Source organism: Microbacterium shaanxiense, from assembly GCF_054779995.1.
On record NZ_BAAGXE010000005.1, the window covers coordinates 126964 to 144552 of the forward strand.

The following is a 17589-nucleotide window of genomic DNA, read 5'->3' on the forward strand; positions in this document are numbered from 1 at the left end:
GTCGAGGAACCCCCGCGGGCCCACACCGCGGGGGTTCCTCCGTCTATCGCTCCAGGTCGAGCAGGTAGCGTTTGTGCTCGGGATGAGCGCCGTACTGGCCAGGACTGCCGTCCGAGCGCACGACGCGGTGGACCGGCACGATGACGGAGAACGGCGTCAGCCGGCAGGCGGTTCCCACGGCGCGTGCCGCGCCAGGGCTGCCCGCGACCACGGCGACCTCGCCGTAGCTCATCGTCTGACCCCATTCGATGGACGTGATCGCCTGCAGTGCCGTGCGGTGGAACCCGTCGATCAGACGCCAGTCGAGCCGTACGTGCTCATCGAAGCGCACAGCGTCGCCAGCGAAGTAGTCATCGAGCAGATGCGCGAGCTCGTCGGCGGCGCCGGGATCCGGCACCGGCACCTCGCGCAGGCGAGCGGAGACGTCTTCGAGAAGCCAGGGAACGGAGGGGTCGACGGATTCGGAAAGGTCGAAGCGCACGATCCCCTCGTCGGAGAAGACCACGAGCGCGTCGCCGAACGGAGTGGGGGCGAAGTCGTAGCGGAACGTCATGACCCCATCCTGACGTGCGCCGCCGACGTGCGTGCACGCGAAGCCGTCAGTGGGGGAGAAGCTGCAGAACCGGCTCGCATGTGCAGGAAAAGTGGGCCAATCCGGTGAAACCCGCCCGGGATGCAGGGTCTGCGCGGCCTCGGAGCCTAGTCTGTCCATGTGTGGCGACGTGAAGAGAAAGCTGCGGATGCCGCGGCAGCGGAAGCCGCGATGAACCTCGGCGACCGGCAGGACGACCAGATGGCTATCGCGGTGTCGCACATCGCCGACGCCGAACGCACCAGACTGCGTGCCGAAGCCGCGGATCTCGGAGGCCCCTCGCCGCTGGTCACCTACCGCGACACGATCGAGGGCGGCATCGACATCTCCCGTGCGCATCCAGGGAGCCTGCCGCAGTTCATCACCGGCAGATCGACACTGCTCTCCAACCTGTTCCGAGATGAAGTGGGGCTGCGCACCGCCAGACTGGCCGCCGAGCGCATCACGGCGAAGCACACCGAGCTGCGCACCGTCCGCGGCATCGAGGCCGTGCATCTCGCTGTGGGCATCGCCGGCTGGCGCATCGGCGGCGCAGACTTCGCAGCGCCCGTGCTGCTGCGCCCGCTCGCCATCCGTCGCCACCACACCGACTTCGAGCTGAAGCTGCAGGGCGCCTTCATCGTCAATCCCGAACTCGTACGAGTGACCCGCGAGCACTTCGGCATCACCATCGACGCCGACGCGCTCGCCGCGCTCGCGTACGACGGCGGCATCTTCAAACCGCAACCGGTCATCGATCGTCTGCGCGCGGCGACCCAGTCCATCGACACGTTCACCGTGCTTCCGCGGCTCGTCGTGTCGACGTTCGCGGATGTCGGCGCAGCGATGACCCGCGACAGCCGCACGCTCGAGCATCCCCTCCTCAACGCCCTCGCCGGTCACGTCGCCGATCGCGAGCAGGTCACGGCAGCGCGCCCCGCGCCGCACATCACGAGCCCGGACGACCGCGCGCCGGCCTCCGACACGCTCCTGCTCGATGCCGATGCCGAGCAGGAATCGGTGCTCGCACGCATCTCGGCCGGCCATTCGATGGTGGTCGCAACGCTTCCCGGAACAGGCGGGACGCAGACGGTCATCAACGCGCTCGGCGAGCTGGTGCGCGCAGGAAAACGCGTGCTGGTCGTCTCGGCCCGGCGCTCGACGCTCGACGGCGTGCGCCACCGGCTGTCCGGCATCGCCCTCGACAGCCTGGCGGTCTCGCCCGCAGGGATCCGTCGCGACCTCGTCCGTGCGATCGGACGCAACGAGAAGGCCACCGCACCCAAGGTCAGCGACGTCGATGACGCGCTGGTGCGCCTTCGCACGGTGCTGCGCGACTACCGCAAGGCCCTCACGACCCCTGTCGCCGGGCTGGATGCATCGGTGCTCGATGCCACACGGCATCTCGCCAGGCTCGCCTCGCTCCCCACGCCGCCCACGACGTCGGCACGACTGAGCACCGCGACGCTGCGCGGTCTCGCGGGCGATCGCACTGCGGCCGCCGCTGCGCTCGTGCAAGCGGCCCGGCTCGGAGAGTTCCGCTTCGGGCCGAACGATTCGCCGTGGTACGGAGTGAGTTTCAGCAGCACGGAGGCCGCGCGGTCCGCGCATGAACTCGCCGGCAGGCTGCACGCCTCGAGCGTTCCCGCGCTGCTCGAGCGCGGCTACGAACTCATCTCGCAGACGCACATGCGTCCGTTCGCCACGATCGACGAGCTCGGCGAGTACCTGCGTCTGATCGAGGGGATCCGCGACTCGCTCGACAGGTTCAGCCCGACCGTGTTCGAACGCCCGCTCGGTGAGCTCATCCAGGCCCATGGCTCCCGTCGCGACTCGCCGGGCATGTCCGGCGCGAACCGGCGCAGGCTGCGGCGCCTGGCCAAGGAGTACGTGCGCCCCGGCGTGCACATCACCGAGATGCACGAGGCGCTGCTGCGCATTCAGCAGCAGCGCACGCAATGGCAGCGCTTCGTCGACGCCGGCGTCGCTCCAGAGATCCCGCTCGGCCTGTCGGACGTGTACGGATCCTGGCAGCGGGTGAGCGCCGAGCTCGCAGAGCTGGATGCCGCCCTCGGTCGTCGCGAGCCGTTGGCGTCGCTTCCGGTCGAACGGCTGGTGCGCACTCTTGCGGGCCTCGCGGCGCGCTCCGACGTGTTCGACAATCTCGTCGAGCGCGCGACGATCAGGGACACGCTCGCGACTCTCGGTCTCGAGCCGCTCCTCGCCGAGCTCTCGGTGCGTCACGTCGCAGAAGACCAGGTGGCGAACGAACTGGAGTTCGCCTGGTGGCAGTCGCTGCTCGAGCGCGCGCTGCAGGACGACCGTGCGCTCCTGGGGGCGAACACCGCCGTCGTCGACCGGCTCGAGCGCGATTTCCGTCTCGTGGATGAGGCTCATGCGTCGATGGCCGGCCCGCTTCTGGCCTGGCAACTGGCCAACCAGTGGCGAATCGCGATCGTCGACGAACCCGCCGAGTCCCAGAATCTTCGGCGTGCTCTCACTCAGGGCGTGCCCTCGACAGCCGAGATCGTCAGTGCCGCTCCGACCCTCATGAACGTGCTCGCCCCGGCGTGGATCTCCTCGCCGTACCAGGTGCCGGAGATCCCCGACTCGGTCGAGTTCGACACAGTGCTCCTGGTGGATGCCGCCGCGATCAACCTCGCCGAGGCGGCGCCGGCGATCCGCCGAGCGCGTCAGGTGGTCGCCTTCGGCGATCCGGTCACTCAGCGACCGACTCCGTTCCGGGTGGCCGTCGATGCCGACCGCGAGTGGGAGGCGGAGGTGCCGTTCGACGACGTCTCGGTGTTCGAACGCCTGGCGGAGCTGCTGCCTGTCATGACCCTCACCCGCAGTTATCGCGCCGGCGGTGAGGACCTGGCCGAGCTCATCAACGATGCGTTCTACGGCGGCGAGATCATCTCTCTGCCCTGGGCCGGTTCCTACCTCGGGCGAGGCAGTCTCACCGTCGACTACGTCGAGGGCGGAGTGGGCGCACCCGACCCCGTCTCGGGCGCCGTCGAGAGTCCGGACGCCGAGGTCGCCCGCGTTGTGACGCTAGTGGTGGAGCACGCCGTGCACCGCCCGTCCGAGTCGCTCATGGTGATCACTGCGAGTGCGCGTCATTCCGAGCGCGTGCGCGCGGCCGTGACCAGTGCATTCGCCGGTCGGTCGGATGTCGCCGACTTCGTCGGACGTGACACCGCGGAGCCGTTCGCGGTGCTCACACTCGAGGAGTCGGTCGCGGAGAGCCGCGACCGCGTGATCTTCTCCCTCGGGTACGGCCTCACCAAGCACGGTCGCGTGCTCAGCGACTTCGGCGATCTCTCCACGCCGGACGGCGAGCGGCTCCTGACGGTCGGGATGACCAGGGCGCGTCGTTCGATGGTGCTGGTCTCGTCCATCCGTCCTTCGTCGTTCGACGACGGGCGCCTCGAGCACGGAGCATCCACTCTGATGTCCATCCTCGGCGGGCTCGCGGCGCGGAGTCGCGATTCGCGCCTGGAGGACCTCGCCGACCCGCTCACGCTCGCCCTCGCGCGCGAGCTGCGCAGACTCGGCGCGTCGGTCGACGTGGACTATCGCGGTCTGCTGCCGCTGGTCGCCCAGCACGGTGGCAAGGCTGTCGTCATCGAATCCGATCCCGAATCCCGTGGGGAGTCGCTGCGTGAGACGCTGCGGCTTCGTCCGCATGTTCTGCGCCGACTCGGCTGGCACTATGTGCGCGTGCATGCGTTCGACCTCTACAGCGACCCCGTGACGGCGGCGTCGCGTATCGCTGCAGTGCTGGGCATCGCCGCGGATGCCGTGCGATCCGACACCGACACGCAGCCGATCGATCTTCCTGGCGATGCCTGACGAGAGAGCGCCGCAGCCGGAGCGTCAGCGCATCGTGCGGGTCCCTGGCAGCAGGCGTGCCCAGCTCACCCCCGCCCCTGATACCGACCCGTCGCCGGATGTCGTCACGAATGCGGCGCGCACCAGGAAATCCGATGGCGACGGCGGCCCCAACGACGCGCGCCTGCGCGACGACGTGCCCCCGCACTACTGACGCACGACAGCACGAAGCCCCCACCCCCGAAGGGATGAGGGCCTCGACAGCTGCTCCGGTCAGCTCAATGCGTCCCTGCGGAGTGCGTCGCGGATCTCGATGAGCAGTTCCTGCTCGGTCGGCAGCGTCTCCTCCTCGACGGCGGGGTTGCGCGCGGCCTGACGCTCCTTGTACTTGTTCATCGGGACGACGAACACGAAGTACACGACGAGCGCGACCGCGAGGAAGCTGATGATCGCCGAGATCAGCTCTCCGATCGGGAAGGTGACCTCCTGGCCGTAGATGCCGGTCATCTGGATGCCGACCTCTCCCGTCGCACCCGCGTCGAAGAACAGCGAGACGAGCGGGGTGATGATCGCGGAGACGACCGCGTTGACGATCGCGGTGAACGCACCGCCGATGACGACGGCCACGGCGAGATCGATGACATTGCCCTTGGTAATGAATTCCTTGAATCCCTGGAACATGGGAACCCCCATCTTTCGATGCTTACCTCAGGTCGAGGCTGGAGCCGCAGCAGGTGCCGGGTTGGCGCTCGTCGACGATTCCGATCTCGAGGATGCCGAAGATCCGGGCTTTCCACCAGAGCCACTCCGTGAGTCGGTGCGATAGAAGCCGGATCCGTTGAAGGTCACGCCGATGGAGCCGTACTGCTTCCGGAGCGGTCCGCCGCACTCAGGGCAGACGGTGAGGGCGTCATCGGAGAAGCTCTGGACGGCGTCGAACTGGTGGCGGCACGTGGTGCAGGCATAGGCATAGGTGGGCATATCGTCTCGGATGGATCAGTGTCGCGCTGGCGACAGGGTGAGGGTGCGAGTGGGGGTCACGACACCGGTGACCGGCTGGTCGTGCATCTCTCGCGGAAGGGAATCGAGTATCTCGGAATCATAAGTCACGGCGTACACCGGAGGACATTTCTGCATGGACCCGATGGTCTTGTCGAAATAGCCGCGACCCCAGCCCAGTCTCATGCCGGTGCCGTCGACCGCTGCCGCAGGGATGATCATGAGGTCGACGTCGTTCACCGCGATCGGGCCGAGCACCTCGCCGGTCGGCTCGGGAAGTCCGAACAATCCCTCGGCGACGTCGCCGGAGTCGTCCGCGACCGCCCAGTCCAGCAGCCCGTCGGCGCGGGTCACCGGCAGGAGGACACGGATGCCGCGTTGCACGGCCGCAGTGACGAACTCCCGGGTGCCCGGTTCCGTCGTCGCGGAGAGGAAGCAGGAGATCGACGAGGCGGAGTGCGCATCGACGAGAGCGTCGAGCTGTTCGCGGATGCCGGCGGCTGCGGCCTCGCGCTGACTGTCCGAGAGCAGCTGGCGGCGCTCGCGCAGCTCTGCACGCAGCGCGCGCTTCTCCTGCTCGATGTCGGTGGACATGCCTCGAGTCTACGTGTCGTGGCGATGACGGCCCCCGCTAAGCTGGCCTGATGGGACACCAGAAGATGAAGGCAGTGATTCCGGCAGCCGGCCTCGGCACGCGGTTCCTGCCCGCGACCAAGGCGATGCCGAAGGAAATGCTTCCGGTGGTGGACAAGCCGGCGATCCAGTACGTGGTCGAAGAGGCGGCTGCTGCGGGGATCGACGACATCCTCGTGATCATCGGTCGCAACAAGAACATGATCTCCAACCACTTCGACTCGGTGCCGGAGCTCGAGGTGAAGCTCACCGAGAAGGGCGACATGGCCCGCCTCGAGCGCGTCATGAAGTCCAGTGACCTCGCCGACATCCACTATCTGCGCCAGGGCGAGCCCAAGGGCCTCGGGCACGCGGTGCTGCGCGCCAAGGCGCACGTGGGCGACAGCTCGTTCGCGGTGCTCCTGGGCGACGACCTCATCGACGAGCGCGACGAGCTGCTGACCACCATGATCGAGATCAACGAGCGCACCGGCGCGACCGTCGTCGCGCTGATGGAGGTCGACCCGTCGAGCATCCACCTCTACGGCGCCGCAGCCGTCGAGCAGACCGACGAGACCGACATCGTCCGCGTCACCGGACTGGTGGAGAAGCCCGCCGCGGAGGACGCTCCGTCGAATCTCGCCATCATCGGCCGCTACATCCTGCCGGCCGCGGTGTTCCCGATCCTGGAGCGCACCGAGCCTGGCAAGGGCGGGGAGATCCAGCTCACCGATGCCCTGCAGGAGCTCGCCGCCGATTCGGAGGGACCAGGGGTGATCGGTGTGGTCTTCCGCGGACGCCGCTACGACACCGGCGACCGCGTCGACTACATCAAGGCGATCGTGCAGCTCGCCACCGACCGTGATGACCTCGGTGCCGAACTGCGACCGTGGCTGAAGGAATTCAGCGAGCGCCTCTAGGCGTTTCGGGGCGGGTATGCGCATGGACCTGCTGCAGGGGCACCGTCATGGTCCGGTCGAGCTTCGGCTCATCCGCAACCGCGACGCGCGCGTGCTGCAGCATGAGCTGCTGGACAATCGCGCGTGGCTGCAGCGGTGGGAGGCGACGATCCCTCACGGCACGGCGTCGTTCGACATGCGTCTCAGCATCCGCCGTCTGCTGCAGCAGTACCGCGACGGAGGGGGATACCCCTTCGTGATGGAGTACGACGGCGAGATCGCCGGCCAACTGAACATCTGGGGCGTCTCCCGCGGATCCCTCTGCTCGGCGACGATCGGCTACTGGGTCAGCGAGCGGTTCGCGGGCAAGGGCATCACGCCGACGGCCGTGGCGCTCGCGACCGATGCGGCGTTCAGGGAGTACGGACTGCATCGGATGGAGATCTGCATCCGTCCGGAGAACGAGGCCAGCCTGCGCGTCGTGCAGAAGCTGGGCTTCCGGTACGAGGGACTGCGGCGCCGCTACATCCACATCGACGGCGACTGGCGTGATCACTACGCCTTCGCGCTCACTCGCGAGGACGCCCCCGAGGGAGTGCTCGCGCGCTGGGTGAACGGACGCGTTCCACAGGACGCGGCGACGATTCCGCCGTCCGACCGCCTCCCGATCTGAGAATCATCGCGCTCCCGCGGCGACACGCGCCCTGAGTGAAGGGCAGGCGGCGCCCTGTCGCATACCGTTGTCCCTATGGATGGGCCGGTGCTGAGTGGGGGCGTGATCGTCCTCGTCGCCGTGCTGCTCTGGATGCTGTATCTGCTGCCGTCCTGGCGCGGGCGCTACCAGTACAACGCCGCAGAACGCAACGCGGTGCGGCTGAATCAGGCGCTGCGCGTGCTCGCGGAGACGAGCGAGACGCCGGCGGAGGTCCATCTCGAGTTGAACGCACGCACCGCACATGCGCAGCAGAAGCTTGCGAAGCGGCTGCAGTCGGAGAAGGAAGCGGTCGAACTCGTCCGGCTCCGCGAGGAGCTCGCCGCGACCAGGGCCGATCCCGTGGTGCGCCAGGCGCGTGCCAGGCGTCGTGTGCGCGTGACTGCCTCCGTGGTCCTGGTGATCGGTCTGTCCGTGGCAGGAACCGGTGTGTGGCAGGTCGTCACCGGCGGCGCCCAACTGCTGATCTGGGTGGGCGGCGCTCTCGCGCTCGTCGCTGCCGTGACACTGCAGAAGATGGCGTCCGTCGCCCGCCGCGCCGCACGGCGGCCCGCACCCGTCGTGGCCGATGAGGCGCCCGCACGGGTCTCGCCCCCGCTGCACGACCAGGGGCGCGCGTCGTGGACCCCGAGACGGCTTCCGGAGTCGATGGCGGCGGTGGCCGGGTCGGCCACGCAGATCGCGAGAGCGGAGATCGAGGCGCAGGAGCAACTGCGTCGCGCCGCGAGGGTGGCTGCGCTTCGCGTGCGCGCGGAGCAGATGGCGGCACCCGCCCCCGTCTCGCTGCCCGCTGCCGCGCAGACGACCTCTCCGTATGCGCGCATGGGCATCGTCGACGATCAAGAGATCGAACAGCACGTGCGGCAGCTTCTCGAACGGCGTGCCGCCGGTTGAACGGGCCGTCGGCGCAGGGCACCGTTCGAGCGTGATAATCTAGCTGAGGTTCACGGGCCTATGGCGCAGTTGGTAGCGCGCCTCGTTCGCATCGAGGAGGTCAGGGGTTCGAATCCCCTTAGGTCCACACTGTGTTGAGACAGTGAAGTACAGGCTCCGCTTCGGCGGGGCCTGTTCTGCTTCCCGGCTCGGATGCTCAGCTCGGCCGGCCGGCCTCCTGGATGATCTGCGCCACCACGTCGGCGTCGTAGTGGAAGACCACATCGTCGGGCGTCAGGCGCTCGAGGAACGGCACGACCCGCACGCGATCACGGTCGACGGTCATGACCGCGCCTCCGAAGCCGTCGATCGCTGACTCCTCCCGAGGATCCGCGAAAGCGCGCGACAGGTTCGTGACGCCGGGCGCCACGGTCACGGGCACGCCCGCGACGATCTCGGTGATCGGCAGGTGATAGTGACCGCTCAGGATGACGCGCACGTCCGTACCGCGCACGACATCGAGAAGCCTCCGACCGTCGTGCTCATCCAGGGCAAGCGCCTGCAGCAGATCGGTCTGCGCGCGCAGCGGAGGGTGATGCACGACCACGACCGTGCCGTGCGCCGCCGGCTCGGCGATGGCCTCCTCCAAGAACAGGAGCTGCTCGGGCTCCAGCGTGCCGTAGCCCGCACCCGGCACCGAGCTGTCCAGCACCACGACCCGCCAGCCGTCCTGGTCGACGACGGATGCCACGGGACGGTCGAGGTCGATTCCGGGCGACGGCCGCTCATCGGCATCCGGTTGCCCGTCGCCCAGCACCGCGCGGAAGGCATCGCGCCGATCGTGATTGCCCATCGCGAAGACCGCACGAGCTCCTCGGGCGAAGGCCCACGGAGTGACAGCATCCCGAATCCGGATGTACGACTCCTCGGAGCCGTCCTGGCTGACGTCGCCGGAGACGACGACGAGATCGAACGTGAGGTGCCCGACATGGGAGAGGGCACGCCGAAGGTGCTCGGCCGTGTCGACCACGCCGTAGTGCCGGCCGCCGTCGCCGGAGAAGTGCGTGTCGCTGAGGTGCAGGATGCGGAGTGCGCTCATGCAAGACACTCTTGCAGGATCATGCGCTCAGCCCAAGGATCTAGCCCAGCAGCAATGTCGCGATCAGCAGCACTGGTACGCACCCCAGGGTCGTGATGAACACGGTGTCGCGTGATATCGATTCGCCGATGTCGTAGCGCTGCGAGTAGTTGAACACGTTCTGCGCCGTCGGAAGCGCCGCGAGCACGACGACGATCAGCACCTCGTGGGCGGACAGCCCGAACACGAACTGGGCGACGACCCACGCGACCACTGGCATCACCAGAAGCTTCAGCACGCTGGCGAGCAGCACGTCGCGGCGGTGCCCGGCGGAACCGAGGACGCGTTGCCCGTGCAGGGAGATGCCGTAGCTGATCAGCAGCACCGGCACACAGGCGTTCGCGAGCAGGACGGCCGGTTCCATCACGATCGCCGGCAGCTCGACGCCGAGCACGGAGACCAGGGTTCCCGCCGCCGAACCGAGGATGATCGGATTCGTCGCCGTGCGGACGAACGTGCGCCACACCGAACTCCTGCCACTCGTCACGGCGTCGAGGATCGTCAGCGAGATGGGGGTGAACACCAGCAGCTGCAGCAGGATGACGGGCGCCGGGTACGCTGCGCTGCCGAGAAGATAGAGCGACAGCGGGATGCCGATGTTGTTGGAGTTCACCTGACCGGCGGAGAGAGCACCGATCACGGTCTCGCCGACGTCGCGTTTCCAGATCAGCGTCGCGACGAGCCAGTACATCCCGATCACGACCACTGCCGCGATCGCGGACACCGGCAGCAATGACGAGAACAGCACCCTCGCATCCGCCTGCGCGAGCACCGTGAACAGCAGGAACGGTGAGAGGACGAAGAAGGTCAGGCGACCGAGCACATGGCGGGCGTGCTCACCGAGCAGGTCGATGCGTCCGACGATGTACCCGACGGCGATGGCGAGTCCCACGACGACGAATCCGGTGAGAGTATCGAGCACCCTTAGAGCGTAGTGCTCGCTGTGTCCATCCAGCGGGGCGAAGCCGCCGTTTTTTCCGCCTCACCGGGTAATTTGACTTCCCTGTGGAACCGGCTATGGTCATGGGTTACACCCGCCAGCCGAACGAGAGGGGAAGCGAGTCCCGATGTCAGGAAAGACACCCAACGCAAAAGCAGGAAAGAAGGCTGCGCAGTCGTCGCTGAAGGAGAAACGAGCGGCGAAGCGTGCGAAGCAGGAACCGGCCACGTTCCTCAAGCCCCGCAAGGGCGCGAACGGCTGATCGGAGACTGGGCCGGTTCCTGTGGAGGGGGTCGTCGGGCGGGTGGCCCGGTGGCCCCCTCCACCCCTGTCGGAGAACGGGCGGATTCCCAGCCGGCGGCGCGCTGCTCTGAGGCGGAGCCGTCAGGCGCCCGCTCGGCCCTGCAGCCTCCTCGCGAGCTCCTGTGCCGTCTCGTCGACCGCAGTCGCAAGCACCGAGACGTCGCGGTGCGTGTCCGGATCCTCCGGCCACGTCACCGCGACGGCGGCGACAGGCCATCCGGAGCGGTCGATGACGGCGACGCCGACCGACGACAGGCCGGTGCTGACCTGGCCGTCCTCCGTGGCGAAGCCGGCCGCACGGATGGTGCGCAGCAGCTCGCGCAGCTCCTTCGGGCGCGTGGGACCGAGGCCTGTGCGCGAGGGGAACGCCGACGCATCGGGGTACAGTGCGCGCACCTGTTCGCGGGGGAGCGCGGCCAGCATCGCGCGGCCGGTCGCGGTGAGGTGCGCCGGGAGCCGCACTCCGACATCGGTCACGAGCGCCGGCCGCCGCGGAGCGCGCTCCTCGACGATGTACAGCACATCGCTTCCGCTCATCACCGCGAGGTGCGCGCTCTCGCCGACACGGTCGGCCAGAGCAGCGATGAGCGGCCTGCCGAGACGCGCGAGAGGCTGCTGGCGGGCGTAGCCGCCGGCGAGCTCGAAGGCGGAGGCGCCGAGGCCCCAGCGTCGTTCTTCGCGCAGGTGCAGCACGAACCCGTGCGCGGCGAGGGTCGTGAGCAGATGGTAGACCGTCGACCGGGGCAGGTCGAGGTCGCGGGCGATGGCGGATGCCGCGACGGGAGCGGTCCGCGCGGCCAGATGACGCAGAATGCGCAGCGTGTGCTCGGCGGCAGGAACCTGCGGGCCGCCGCTGTCTGGTATCACAGACACAGGATGTCACGGATGCCCGCGCGTCGCCATCGTCGGGGTGTGGAATCAAGGCATGACTGAATCCGTTCTCGTCGGCGCTGCGCCGCTCTCACCCGCAGAAGTCGTCGCGGTCGCCCGGCAGGGTGCGCGCATCACTCTGGACGAGTCGGCTCTCGACCGTGTCGCCGAGACGCGAGGCGTGATCGACGCGCTCGCCGCGGATCCGCACCCGCACTACGGCGTGTCGACCGGGTTCGGTGCGCTCGCGACCACATTCATCGCGCCGGAGCGCCGTCACCAGCTGCAGGCGAGCCTTATCCGCTCTCATGCAGCAGGCACGGGCGTCGAAGTCGAGCGCGAGGTCGTCCGCGCCCTTCAGCTGCTGCGCCTGCAGACACTCGCCTCCGGGCGCACGGGTGTCCGACCGGTCGTGGCGGAGACCTACGCGGCCATGCTGAACGCGGGCATCACCCCGGTGGTGCGCGAGTACGGCTCCCTCGGCTGCTCAGGGGACCTCGCACCTCTCGCGCACATCGCGCTCGCCGCGATCGGCGAAGGCGATGTCCATGATGCGTCCGGTGCCCTCGTCCCGGCATCCGCCGCCCTCGCCGCCGGCGGCATCGCGCCCCTCGTGCTGGTCGAGAAGGAAGGCCTCGCACTGATCAACGGCACCGACGGGATGCTGGGGATGCTGCTGCTCGCGCTGCACGAGCTCGAGATGCTGCTCACGACCGCCGACCTCGCCGCGGCGATGTCGATCGAGAGCCAGCTCGGGACGGACGCCGTGTTCTCCGCCGATCTGATGGCACTGCGTCCGCAGACCGGGCAGACGGAGTCGGCGGCGAACCTGCGTTCGTTCCTGGCCGCATCTCCCATGGTCGCCAGCCACGCGGGGCCGGAGGACGGACGTGTGCAGGACGCCTATTCGCTGCGCTGCTCGCCGCAGGTGCACGGCGCCGCCCGCGACACCATGGCGCACGCATCGACGATCGCCTCCCGCGAACTCGCGAGCGTCATCGACAACCCCGTCATCACGGTGGACGGGCGCATCGAGTCGAACGGCAACTTCCACGGGGCGCCCGTCGCCGCAGTGCTCGACTTCCTCGCGATCAGCGTCGCCGACGTCGCGAGCGTGTCCGAGCGCCGCACCGACCGGGCGCTCGACCCGGCGCGCAGCCGCGGCCTCCCGCCGTTCCTCGCACACGAGGTGGGGGTCGATTCCGGGCTGATGATCGCCCAGTACGCGGCGGCGGGGATCGTCTCCGAGCTGAAGCGCCTCGCCGTTCCGGCATCCGTCGATTCGATCCCGTCGTCCGCCATGCAGGAGGATCACGTGTCGATGGGGTGGGCGGCCGCGCGAAAGCTCCGCCGGGCGATCGACGGACTCACCCGTGTGCTCGCGATCGAGGTGCTCACTGGTGCACGCGCCCTCGACCTGCGGGCGCCACTGCAGGCTGGCCCTGCCACTGCAGCGGTGCGCGACCTGGTGCGCACCGTCGCCGAAGGGCCGGGGCCCGATCGCTTCCTCTCGCCCGAGATCGAAGCCGTCACCGAACTCGTCCGATCGGGCGCCGTCGCCCGGACAGCGAAGGAGAACGCACATGCCTGAGATCCACGCAGCCAGAGGCGCTGAGCGCACCGCGAAGAGCTGGGGTGCCGAGGCGGCCAAGCGGATGCTGATGAACAACCTCGATCCGGAGGTCGCCGAGCACCCGGAGGACCTCGTCGTGTACGGCGGCACAGGCCGCGCCGCGCGATCGTGGGAGGCATACGACGCGATCGTCCGCACCCTCGACGAGCTCGAGCCTGACGAGACGCTGCTCGTGCAGTCCGGCAAGCCGGTCGGTGTGTTCCGCACCAACGAATGGGCACCGCGCGTGCTGATCGCGAACTCGAACCTCGTTGGCGATTGGGCCACCTGGCCGGAGTTCCGCCGGCTCGAGGCGCTCGGGCTCACGATGTACGGGCAGATGACCGCCGGATCCTGGATCTACATCGGCACGCAGGGGATCCTGCAGGGCACGTACGAGACCTTCGCGGCGGTCGCTCGCTCGCTGGGGTGCGAATCCCTCGCCGGCACCCTCACGCTCACCGCCGGCGCCGGTGGCATGGGCGGTGCGCAGCCGCTGGCCGTCACGATGAACGAGGGCGTCGTCCTCATCGTCGACGTCGACGAGACGCGCCTCGCCCGTCGTGTCGACCACGGATACCTCGATGAGCTCGCCGCCGACCTCGATGCGGCGGTCACCCGCGTCCTCGCGGCGAAGGAGGCAGGGGAGGCGCTCTCGGTGGGTGTGGTCGGCAACGCCGCCGAGGTCTTCCCCGAACTGCTGCGACGCGGCGTGCCGATCGACGTCGTGACCGATCAGACCAGCGCGCACGACCCGCTGGCCTACCTGCCGACCGGCATCCCTGTCGCGGAGTGGAAGGCCGCCGCCGAGCGGGATCCGGAGGAATTCACCCGCCGATCGCGCGAATCGATGGCTCAGCATGTGGCGGCGATGGTGGGATTCCAGGATGCCGGGGCGGCGGTGTTCGACTACGGCAACTCCATCCGACGGGAGGCCGAGCTGGGCGGGTTCGAGCGTGCCTTCGAGTTCCCCGGCTTCGTACCGGCCTACATCCGCCCGCAGTTCGAGGAGGGCAGAGGACCCTTCCGCTGGGTGGCGCTGTCGGGACATCCCGAGGACATCCGCCGGACCGACAGGGCCATCGCTGAACTGTTCCCCGAAGACACCGCGCTGCACCGCTGGCTGGCGAAGGCAGGCGAGAAGGTGCACTTCGAGGGACTACCCGCCCGCATCTGCTGGCTGGGGTACAAGGAACGTCACCTCGCGGGCCTGAAGTTCAACGAGATGGTCGCGTCGGGCGAACTGACGGCGCCGATCGTGATCGGCCGGGACCACCTCGACGCGGGTTCCGTCGCGTCTCCCTACCGCGAGACCGAGGCGATGAAGGACGGTTCGGATGCGATCGCGGACTGGCCGCTTTTGAACGCACTGCTCAACACCGCATCCGGTGCCTCCTGGGTCTCGCTGCACCACGGCGGCGGCGTCGGCATCGGGCGCAGCATCCATGCCGGTCAGGTGTGCGTCGCGGACGGCACGGCCCTCGCCGCCGAGAAGCTCGAAAGAGTGCTGACCAACGACCCGGGCACGGGCGTCATGCGTCATGTCGATGCCGGGTACGAGCATGCACGCGACATCGCCCGCGAGCGTGGCCTGAAGGTGCCGATGCCATGAGCACGCTCATCACGAACATCGGGGAGCTGACGACGAACGCCGACGACGGCACGTTGCACGCGGCCGCTGTGCTGCTCGAGGACGGCAGGGTCGCCTGGGTGGGGCGGGCCGTCGACGCGCCCGCCGCGGCAGAGATCGTCGACGCCGCCGGCCGCGCGGTGATCCCCGGATTCGTGGACAGCCACAGTCACATCGTCTTCGGCGGGGACCGCGCCGCCGAGTTCGAGGCGCGGATGGCGGGACAGAAGTATGCCGCAGGCGGCATCCGTTCCACCGTCGCCGCCACCAGAGCCGCGAGCGACGAGGAGTTGCGTGCGCGTCTGCGGGGATTCGTCGACGAGATGCATGCGCAGGGCACGACGACGATCGAGATCAAGAGCGGGTACGGGCTCGACATCGACACCGAGCAGCGGCTCGTGCGGCTCGCCGCCGAGGTCACCGATGAGGTGACGTTCCTCGGCGCGCACGTGGTGCCGGCGGAGTACGCCGACGATCCGGACGCCTACGTCGACCTCGTCACGGGCCCGATGCTGGATGCCTGCGCACCGCACGCCCGCTGGATAGACGTCTTCTGCGAGACGGGCGCGTTCACGGTCGAGCAGTCCCGGCGGGTGCTCGAGGCGGGGATCGCGCGCGGATTGGCCCCGCGGGTGCACGCGAGCCAGCTCGGTCCTGGAGGCGGCGTGCGGCTCGCGATCGAACTGGGTGCGGCATCCGTCGATCACGGGACATACCTGACCGACGAGGACGTCGCCGCGCTGGCGGCGTCGGACACGGTGCTCACCCTGCTGCCCGGCGTGGAGTTCTCCACGCGGCAGCCGTATCCCGATGCGCGCCGGCTCATCGACGTCGGCGTCACGGTCGCGCTCGCCTGCGACACGAATCCCGGCTCGAGCTTCACCTCCTCGATGCCGTTCTGCATCGCGGTCGCCGTGCGCGACATGGGCATGACACCCGCGGAAGCTCTGTGGGCGGCGACGGCCGGGGGAGCGCGCGCGTTGCGCCGGAGCGACGTCGGGCTCATCGCCCCCGGCGCCCGCGCAGACCTCGTGATGCTCGAGGCCCCGAGCCACGTTCATCTCTCCTACCGCCCCGGTGTGCCGCTTATCCGCGCCGTGTGGAAGGACGGCACGATCGTCTAGGCGGTGACTGGCACCGCCGACCACTCGATCGCCGCGCACGTCAGCATGCCGAACAGTGCCACCGCGGCCATGGCGAGCATGAGCACGGCCATGATCCGCAGCCGACGCTCGCGGTCATCCACCGTCCAGCGGCTCACCAGCAATGCGGCGTACAGCACGATCACGAGGATCGCGGTGATCCACGCCACTGGAGCTGACCGACGGGGATCCACGACCGTGAGTAGGCTCAGCGGCACGAGGCAGATCAGCCCGAACAGGCCGGCGACGACGATCCAGATCGTGCCGTCCGAAGAGCGCAGTGCCGGCTGGTTCGCCATGCGCGTCGGGTCGTGGCGCTCGTCTCGTCGCCGCCATGGCGCGTCCACGATGATCACCCCGATCCGCGATCTACTCCTCGTCGAACCGTGCACGCAGCATCTGCTTGCCCTGCTCGCCCGCCTTGGACTCGGGTGTCGCATTCATGAATCTCTCCTTCGGTTGATGACCTCAGGATCGACCACGTCTCCCGGACTCTGAAGGGGGTGGAATCTTCGCGCCCGCAGGCGTATCGTCAGCGTGCGCGGCCCGAGCGCAGAGCCCTGCCAGCGAGCAGTTCCAGCACGCACAGCGCGGCTAGGCGCACGGTGCGTCCGTCCTCCGCGTCGGCCGTGGCATCGACCTCCGCGATGTCGGCGCTCACGACCCTCGCATCCGACGACACCGCCCGTGCGAGCGCGCGCAGCTCCCATGCCTGGAGTCCGCCGGGCACGCTCGCCGGGCATCCCGGCGCGACGGAGCGATCGCACACGTCCACGTCGATGTCGAGGTGGATGCGGCCGGCTCCGGCACCGGCGATCTCCAGGGCCTCGGCGGCGACGTCGTCGACCCCTCGCCGGCGCAGCTCGTCGATCGTGATCACTCTGATGCCCCAGTCAGCCGCCCGGCGCGCGTAGGCCGCGGAGTTCGCGAAGTCGGCGATCCCGATCTGCACGATCCGCGTCGGATCGATCCGTTCGGTCGGAACGTTCGAACCGGCGGGGGTGTCCTCCACGAGTCGTCGCACCGGCGTGCCGTTCGAGACGCCGTCGCGCAGATCGAAGTGGGCGTCGAACGTGATGAGACCGGATGCCGCGGCACCGAGCGCGACCGGATACGTGAGGGAGTTGTCGCCACCGAGAGCGATCACGAACGCGGGCGCGAGCTCGCGCACCCGTGCGATGACGGCCGCTTCGCCCCGATCGCCGTCCGGCTCGTCGACGTCGCCGGCATCCCGGATCCGGAGGACGGCTTCGAGATCGACGACAGGCGGACCCATCAAGGTCGGACTGTACCGCCGAAGGGCCTCGCGCACGGCACCGGGGGTCGCGTGCGCGCCGGTGGGGGAGAGCGATGTCCGCCAGGTGGGAACGCCGAGGATCACGGCATCCGCCGACGGCTCGAACTCGGACCAGGCGCCCGCGCGGGGCCACAGAGGATCGTTCGACAGTGCCATG

Annotated in this window: 18 protein-coding genes and 1 tRNA gene; 10 read left to right on the forward strand and 9 right to left on the reverse strand. The window is 68.9% G+C overall.

The window, feature by feature from the left end; genetic code table 11:
• Nucleotides 1-43: 43 nt before the first annotated feature.
• Entirely contained in the window at nucleotides 44-553 is a 510-nt protein-coding gene (locus tag ACYVG2_RS16955) for a methylated-DNA--[protein]-cysteine S-methyltransferase (RefSeq protein ID WP_448967513.1), read from the reverse strand.
• Nucleotides 554-763: 210 nt separating this feature from the next.
• On the opposite strand from ACYVG2_RS16955, the gene ACYVG2_RS16960 reads away from it, so the two are divergent.
• Together ACYVG2_RS16960 and ACYVG2_RS16965 are read left to right on the forward strand one after the other, a co-directional pair.
• On the forward strand, nucleotides 764-4426 hold the full coding sequence (locus ACYVG2_RS16960; RefSeq protein WP_460782121.1) for an AAA family ATPase: 3663 nt from the start codon (nucleotides 764-766) through the stop codon (nucleotides 4424-4426).
• Entirely contained in the window at nucleotides 4419-4619 is a 201-nt protein-coding gene (locus ACYVG2_RS16965; protein WP_460782063.1) for a hypothetical protein, read from the forward strand. The genes ACYVG2_RS16960 and ACYVG2_RS16965 overlap by 8 nt, the downstream gene beginning before the upstream one ends.
• Before the next feature lie 59 nt (nucleotides 4620-4678).
• Here the strand turns inward: ACYVG2_RS16965 and mscL are convergent, their stop codons facing one another.
• Genes mscL through ACYVG2_RS16980 form a run of 3 tightly spaced genes read right to left on the reverse strand, consistent with a single transcriptional unit; the run spans nucleotide 4679 to nucleotide 5998 of the window.
• Nucleotides 4679-5086: a large conductance mechanosensitive channel protein MscL gene (gene mscL / locus ACYVG2_RS16970; RefSeq protein ID WP_448967795.1), complete on the reverse strand. Its 408-nt coding sequence runs from the start codon at nucleotides 5084-5086 to the stop codon at nucleotides 4679-4681.
• Nucleotides 5087-5113: 27 nt separating this feature from the next.
• Complete coding sequence (locus ACYVG2_RS16975) at nucleotides 5114-5386, reverse strand: FmdB family zinc ribbon protein (RefSeq protein ID WP_460782064.1); 273 nt, start codon at nucleotides 5384-5386, stop codon at nucleotides 5114-5116.
• A 15-nt stretch (nucleotides 5387-5401) separates the two neighbouring features.
• Nucleotides 5402-5998 (reverse strand): 5-formyltetrahydrofolate cyclo-ligase, encoded by a 597-nt coding sequence (locus ACYVG2_RS16980; protein WP_460782066.1) that lies wholly within the window; start codon nucleotides 5996-5998, stop codon nucleotides 5402-5404.
• 50 nt (nucleotides 5999-6048) lie between these two features.
• Between ACYVG2_RS16980 and galU the strand changes: the two genes are divergently transcribed.
• The 4 genes from galU to ACYVG2_RS17000 all read left to right on the forward strand — a co-directional run bounded on the left by galU (nucleotide 6049) and on the right by ACYVG2_RS17000 (nucleotide 8648).
• A complete protein-coding gene (gene galU, locus ACYVG2_RS16985; RefSeq protein ID WP_448967517.1) occupies nucleotides 6049-6936 on the forward strand; it encodes a UTP--glucose-1-phosphate uridylyltransferase GalU in 888 nt (295 codons plus the stop codon).
• Nucleotides 6937-6958: 22 nt separating this feature from the next.
• Entirely contained in the window at nucleotides 6959-7588 is a 630-nt protein-coding gene (locus ACYVG2_RS16990; RefSeq protein WP_448967518.1) for a GNAT family N-acetyltransferase, read from the forward strand.
• A gap of 75 nt (nucleotides 7589-7663) precedes the next feature.
• Complete coding sequence (locus ACYVG2_RS16995) at nucleotides 7664-8521, forward strand: hypothetical protein (protein WP_448967519.1); 858 nt, start codon at nucleotides 7664-7666, stop codon at nucleotides 8519-8521.
• 54 nt (nucleotides 8522-8575) lie between these two features.
• Nucleotides 8576-8648, forward strand: a tRNA-Ala gene (locus ACYVG2_RS17000).
• A 69-nt stretch (nucleotides 8649-8717) separates the two neighbouring features.
• Here the strand turns inward: ACYVG2_RS17000 and ACYVG2_RS17005 are convergent.
• A complete protein-coding gene (locus ACYVG2_RS17005) occupies nucleotides 8718-9599 on the reverse strand; it encodes a metallophosphoesterase (protein WP_460782067.1) in 882 nt (293 codons plus the stop codon).
• A gap of 40 nt (nucleotides 9600-9639) precedes the next feature.
• Complete coding sequence (locus tag ACYVG2_RS17010) at nucleotides 9640-10560, reverse strand: AEC family transporter (protein WP_460782068.1); 921 nt, start codon at nucleotides 10558-10560, stop codon at nucleotides 9640-9642.
• A gap of 145 nt (nucleotides 10561-10705) precedes the next feature.
• Here ACYVG2_RS17010 and ACYVG2_RS17015 point away from each other — a divergent pair, with 145 nt between their 5' ends.
• Nucleotides 10706-10840, forward strand: a complete 135-nt coding sequence (locus ACYVG2_RS17015; protein WP_448967522.1) for a hypothetical protein — start codon at nucleotides 10706-10708, stop codon at nucleotides 10838-10840.
• Between the two features lie 122 nt (nucleotides 10841-10962).
• Here the strand turns inward: ACYVG2_RS17015 and ACYVG2_RS17020 are convergent, their stop codons facing one another.
• The gene (locus ACYVG2_RS17020) at nucleotides 10963-11754 is read right to left on the reverse strand and encodes an IclR family transcriptional regulator (RefSeq protein ID WP_460782069.1); all 792 of its coding nucleotides are present in this window, start codon (nucleotides 11752-11754) and stop codon (nucleotides 10963-10965) included.
• A gap of 52 nt (nucleotides 11755-11806) precedes the next feature.
• Between ACYVG2_RS17020 and hutH the strand changes: the two genes are divergently transcribed.
• From hutH to hutI, 3 genes are read left to right on the forward strand one after another with little or no spacing between them, the layout of a single operon-like run.
• Nucleotides 11807-13342 carry a histidine ammonia-lyase gene (gene hutH, locus ACYVG2_RS17025; protein WP_460782070.1) on the forward strand — a complete coding sequence of 512 codons (1536 nt, stop codon included), beginning with the start codon at nucleotides 11807-11809 and terminating at the stop codon, nucleotides 13340-13342.
• Nucleotides 13335-14975, forward strand: coding sequence for a urocanate hydratase (hutU, locus tag ACYVG2_RS17030; RefSeq protein WP_460782071.1), 1641 nt, complete (start codon nucleotides 13335-13337; stop codon nucleotides 14973-14975). The genes hutH and hutU overlap by 8 nt, the downstream gene beginning before the upstream one ends.
• A complete protein-coding gene (gene hutI, locus ACYVG2_RS17035) occupies nucleotides 14972-16117 on the forward strand; it encodes an imidazolonepropionase (protein ID WP_460782073.1) in 1146 nt (381 codons plus the stop codon). Before hutU ends, hutI begins: the two co-directional genes overlap by 4 nt.
• Here hutI and ACYVG2_RS17040 read toward each other — a convergent pair.
• Both ACYVG2_RS17040 and ACYVG2_RS17045 read right to left on the reverse strand, forming a co-directional pair.
• Nucleotides 16114-16491, reverse strand: a complete 378-nt coding sequence (locus ACYVG2_RS17040; protein ID WP_460782074.1) for a hypothetical protein — start codon at nucleotides 16489-16491, stop codon at nucleotides 16114-16116. The two genes, hutI and ACYVG2_RS17040, sit on opposite strands and share 4 nt — an antisense overlap.
• Before the next feature lie 176 nt (nucleotides 16492-16667).
• Nucleotides 16668-17588 carry an agmatinase family protein gene (locus ACYVG2_RS17045; RefSeq protein WP_460782075.1) on the reverse strand — a complete coding sequence of 307 codons (921 nt, stop codon included), beginning with the start codon at nucleotides 17586-17588 and terminating at the stop codon, nucleotides 16668-16670.
• Nucleotide 17589: the final 1 nt, after the last annotated feature.